Annotated in this window: 5 protein-coding genes and 2 pseudogenes; 6 read left to right on the forward strand and 1 reads right to left on the reverse strand. The window is 25.4% G+C overall.

Features of this window, described 5'->3' with window-relative positions; genetic code table 11:
- On the reverse strand, positions 1 to 224 hold a 224-nt coding region (locus tag BUA77_RS12720; RefSeq protein WP_200773966.1), incomplete at its 3' end, for a transposase zinc-binding domain-containing protein.
- 253 nt (positions 225 to 477) lie between these two features.
- Between BUA77_RS12720 and BUA77_RS14725 the strand changes: the two are divergent.
- The 6 genes and pseudogenes from BUA77_RS14725 to BUA77_RS12750 form a co-directional block, all read left to right on the forward strand.
- Positions 478 to 1,022 (forward strand): annotated as a pseudogene (locus tag BUA77_RS14725) (DUF3793 family protein).
- Positions 1,023 to 1,122: 100 nt separating this feature from the next.
- Entirely contained in the window at positions 1,123 to 1,434 is a 312-nt protein-coding gene (locus BUA77_RS12730) for a hypothetical protein (protein ID WP_072890863.1), read from the forward strand.
- 158 nt (positions 1,435 to 1,592) lie between these two features.
- Positions 1,593 to 2,234, forward strand: coding sequence for an MBL fold metallo-hydrolase (locus tag BUA77_RS12735; RefSeq protein WP_072890866.1), 642 nt, complete (start codon positions 1,593 to 1,595; stop codon positions 2,232 to 2,234).
- A 20-nt stretch (positions 2,235 to 2,254) separates the two neighbouring features.
- Positions 2,255 to 3,010 (forward strand): M15 family metallopeptidase, encoded by a 756-nt coding sequence (locus BUA77_RS12740; protein ID WP_084605795.1) that lies wholly within the window; start codon positions 2,255 to 2,257, stop codon positions 3,008 to 3,010.
- Positions 3,011 to 3,128: 118 nt separating this feature from the next.
- Positions 3,129 to 4,226: an MFS transporter gene (locus tag BUA77_RS12745; RefSeq protein ID WP_072890869.1), complete on the forward strand. Its 1,098-nt coding sequence runs from the start codon at positions 3,129 to 3,131 to the stop codon at positions 4,224 to 4,226.
- 74 nt (positions 4,227 to 4,300) lie between these two features.
- Positions 4,301 to 4,540 (forward strand): annotated as a pseudogene (locus BUA77_RS12750) (IS701 family transposase); the annotation flags it as partial.

The raw sequence follows: 4,540 nt of genomic DNA on the forward strand, positions 1-4,540 counted from the left end.
CTAGTGCAAAATTTACTTTTACATGTAAAGCCTACTCTCTTACTTTCCATGCATTCTAAACACATATACTCTGTATATCCCTTTTCTAGCCTCCCACAGTCCATTGCTTTTTCAACTGTTTCTATAACATCTGCCCTTATTACCTTCGGAATTCTTTTAATTTTTTTCTTTAAAAAGTTTTGCCAATTATCTTGCAATATTTTTTTTAATGTTACTTTAGTCATCTCTTCATCTCTCTTTTTTCAATACTTATACATATATTTTAGCAAGTTTTCCACAGATTTTGAAATTTTATAATTTCCTACTTAATATAAAAAAGGCTTCAGATGACATAGTGTTATTTGAAGCCCTTTTTTATTTTCAATAAAAATAGATTGACAAAATTAATAAAAATAGAATATTATAGTTATATAATGATAACGAAACTCAATACCAAGTAAAAATAAATTTAATTATTATCTATAGGAAGGTGATTATATGGATAAAAAAATAAATAATTGTTTTTGTTTTAATAATACTAATGATAACTTTATTAAATGGATTGTAGAACTTTTAGGACCTGTTATATTTGGAGCAAAACCAGCAGAAATACTTAGCTTTCCAGATAGAGGAGAAGACGGTATATATAAATTAAAAGAGATTAGAGGTATTATAGAGAAAACTGACAAAACTTTGTATAGAGAATTTAGTTATTGTAATAAGTGTAGAAAAATACTTTTTTACAATCCAATAGCATTGGATAATACTTTAAGAGAACATAGAAATTTAAAGTTTCTTAAAAACATAGGTACCCTAGTGATTATAATTTAGACAAGTATTTAGATTATATTATAGACAAAATGAAAAATGGAAGTATACCAGACGAAATAGGTGTATTTTTAGGATATCCATTAAAAGATGTGATGGGTTTTATTGGTCATCCTTCTCTAAAACTTACGAAAATAAAAGGTTGGAGAGTATATGGAGACTCTAGGTTATCAGACAAAAGATATATGGAGTTTTTTAATGCTAGAAAAAAATGAAAAAACTATTAGAGGTTAATAACCCAGAAAATATACTATTATTAGCATAAAATAATACATTCTAAACACCTCTTTAATATATTAAGAAATAAAAAAGGAGGTGTTTATTATTAATTCTGTATATCTATGGGTACTTTTAGTTATAGTTGTAAGTTGTGGATATATTATTATATATAGAATGTTTAGAGAAAAAGCAGATGCTAAAGAAGCTAAAGAAATAGCTTATAAATTAATGCTTTATGCAGAAAAAAACTTAGGTAGCGGAGAAGAAAAATTTGCTTGGGTGGTAAATAGATTTTATGAAATTCTTCCTGATAGTGTAAGAAAATTACTTAAAGAAGAATACATAGAAGATTTTTTGCAAAACTCATATGATGAATTAAAGAATATTTTAAATGATGGAAATAAATAATTTTAGAAAATTCCAGTATTATTTTGATACTATTTTAAAAGTTCAAAAATAATATTGGGATTTTTATTTTTTAATTACTGAGATTACTATTCAACAGTTTATTATAATTATTATATAATGTAATTACTAAAATATATTTAGTAAAGGGGTTTTATATTATGGTGATTAAAAGATTTGTTGTGGGAAATGTAAGAACAAATTCGTATATTGTATATGATGAAAATACTCTAGATGCAATAATAATTGACCCAGGAGCTAATCCTAAAATGTTTATAAGATATATAGATAAAAACAAATTAAGATTAAAAGAAATTATATTAACTCATTATCACTATGACCATATAGGGGCTGTAGAAATATTAAAAAATATGTATAATTGCTCTATAGCTATTCATAAAAAGGATGTAGAGGGATTAAAAGATCCAAACACAAATCTCTCAAGAAAAGTATTTAGAAAACCAATATCAATTACCGCAGATAAAGTCCTATTAGAAGGAGATGTAATTACATTTGGTGATATAAAATTAAAAGTAATTCATACACCTGGACATACTGAAGGAAGTATTTCTTTAAAAGTAGAAAATGAAAATATAATATTTACAGGAGATGCGATTTTTTGTGACTGCATAGGAAGATGGGATTTAAAAGGTGGAAGTGAAGAAAAAACGAGAAATACAATTATTAATATAATATCTAAGTGGGAAGATGAAGTAAAGATTTATTCAGGCCATGGGGAAATAGCAAATATGGAATATGTAAGAAGAGAGAACAAGGAATTTTTGTACATATTAAATAATTGATAGAAAAAGGTGGAAAAACAATGTATGGTAAATGCTGTAAAAACATATTATACTTTTTATGTATAATATTAATAATAAGTCTTTCATCAGATTATAAAGCTAACAAAGCAGCTGTAAAAACTAAAGATTCTTCAATTAAGCAAATACAAAATAATGTAAAAACAGATAAGTATATTGAAAAAAATTCCAATTTAGATTCAGATATGAAATTTACTTATACTTCTTTACCAAGTGAAATTAAAGAAAAAATAAATGGAAATTCTTTTAAAAGTACTGGACCTATAAGCATGGATGATTTGGCCTATGTACAGGTTATATATTGGGGATTTGATGATAAGGAACATAAAGGAGAACTTATTGTTAATAAAAAGATTGCAAGTGAAGTAGTTGATATTTTTAAAGATTTATATGAAGCTAGATTTCAAATTGAAAAGATTAAATTAATAGATGATTATAATAGCGATGATAATTTGTCAATGAATGATAATAATACTTATGCATACTGCTATAGATATATAACAGGAAGTAAAAATAAGTTTTCAAAACACAGTTATGGAATTGCTATAGATATTAATCCAGTTCAAAATCCATATATAAAGAAAGGAAAAGTACTACCTGAAGCTGGTAAAATCTATGTTGATAGAAAAAATATAAAAAAAGGAATGGTTTTAAAAGGTGATTCATGTTATAAAGCATTTAAAGATAGAGGATGGACATGGGGTGGAGAGTGGAAAACATTAAAAGATTATCAACACTTTGAGAAGATTATTGATTGAGTAAAAGTCTGTGGTAAATTTTATCACAGGCTTTTACTATTTGTTTTACTAAACAGAATAAGTAATGCTTAAATATAGAATAATAACTAAATAGAAATATATACGAGGAGAATAAAAAATGAACAAATTAACAAAAGCGGCTATACTATCCATCTCATTACTTGTAATTATTACGGGATCAGCTGTATCACCTGCTCTTGTTGAAATATCAGAAACATTTTCTGATGCTAATTCTAAGACAATAAAAATGATATTAAGTTTACCATCTGGTGTTATAATTCCATTTAGTTTATTATCTGGCAAAATAGCATCCATGACTAAAAAGCGTAAAATTATAATTGTAGGACTTATTATATATATTATTGGAGGAATAGGAGGAGGATTTTCTAGAAGTATATTTGAACTTTTATTTTTTAGAGGTGTTTTAGGTATAGGAATGGGACTGTTAACTCCATTGACTACATCTTTAGTAGCAGATTTTTTTGAAGAAAATGAAAGAATTAAAATGATGGGATTTTCCAATGCTGTATCAAATTTAGGTGGTATAATAGCTACTTTAGTTTCAGGAGGACTTGCAATAATAAATTGGAGATATGTATTTGGTGTGTATTCAATAGCTATAATTGTATTTATTTTAGTTATATTTGGATTGCCTGAACCAAAAAAAAGAATAGTTATGGAAAAAAGAAATATCATTAATAAAAAAATTTTTATTATATCACTGCAAGGGCTTTTTTTAAATATTGCATTTTATGCAGTTGTTACAAATATAGCATTATTTATAAAAAATGAGAATATAGGAAATTCGGTTTTTTCAGGATTAGCCATGTCTTTTCTTACTTTAGGTGGATTTATAAGTGGAATATTTTTAGGAAAACTTTCCGAGTTTTTAAAAAGGAGTAATGCACCTATTGGCATTTGTATTATGAGTATTGGTTTTTTTATTATAAGTAGTGCTTATGACATAACTACAATACTGTTTTCTACATTTATGATTGGAATTGGGCTTGGAATATTAAAACCAATTTTACTTTTAAGAGTAACACATATTATTCCAAAATATTCAAACTCTTTTGCATTATCTATTGTAAGTAGCTCTATGTTATTAGGTAAATTTATATCTCCATTTTTTTTAGATTTTTTAGGCAATATATTTAAAAACAATAACACTACTATGAAAGTGCAAAAACACTTCAATAATTTTCCATTACAATAAAATAAAAAACATTTATGCAAAACCTTGTTATAATTAAGTTCCTACACAAAAACATAACAGGTGGTGTTGCATAAATGTTTCAGAACTTAATTATAACAAATGAATTAACATTAGACAAATTTTTAAAAGAACTAAAATATGACTTATATCTTACAAAACCACAAATAAAACATATGCAAAATATAGTGAAATCAATGTTTATGAGTGGTTATACAGGTAAAATCAATGATGTTTCTAAATTTTTATCATCTAAACATAGAACTAGTATTACAAGATTTTTATCTAATTCATCATGGGATGAATCTTTGATATTT

Source organism: Tepidibacter formicigenes DSM 15518, from assembly GCF_900142235.1.
GTDB classification, from domain to species: Bacteria; Bacillota; Clostridia; order Peptostreptococcales; family Peptostreptococcaceae; genus Tepidibacter; species Tepidibacter formicigenes.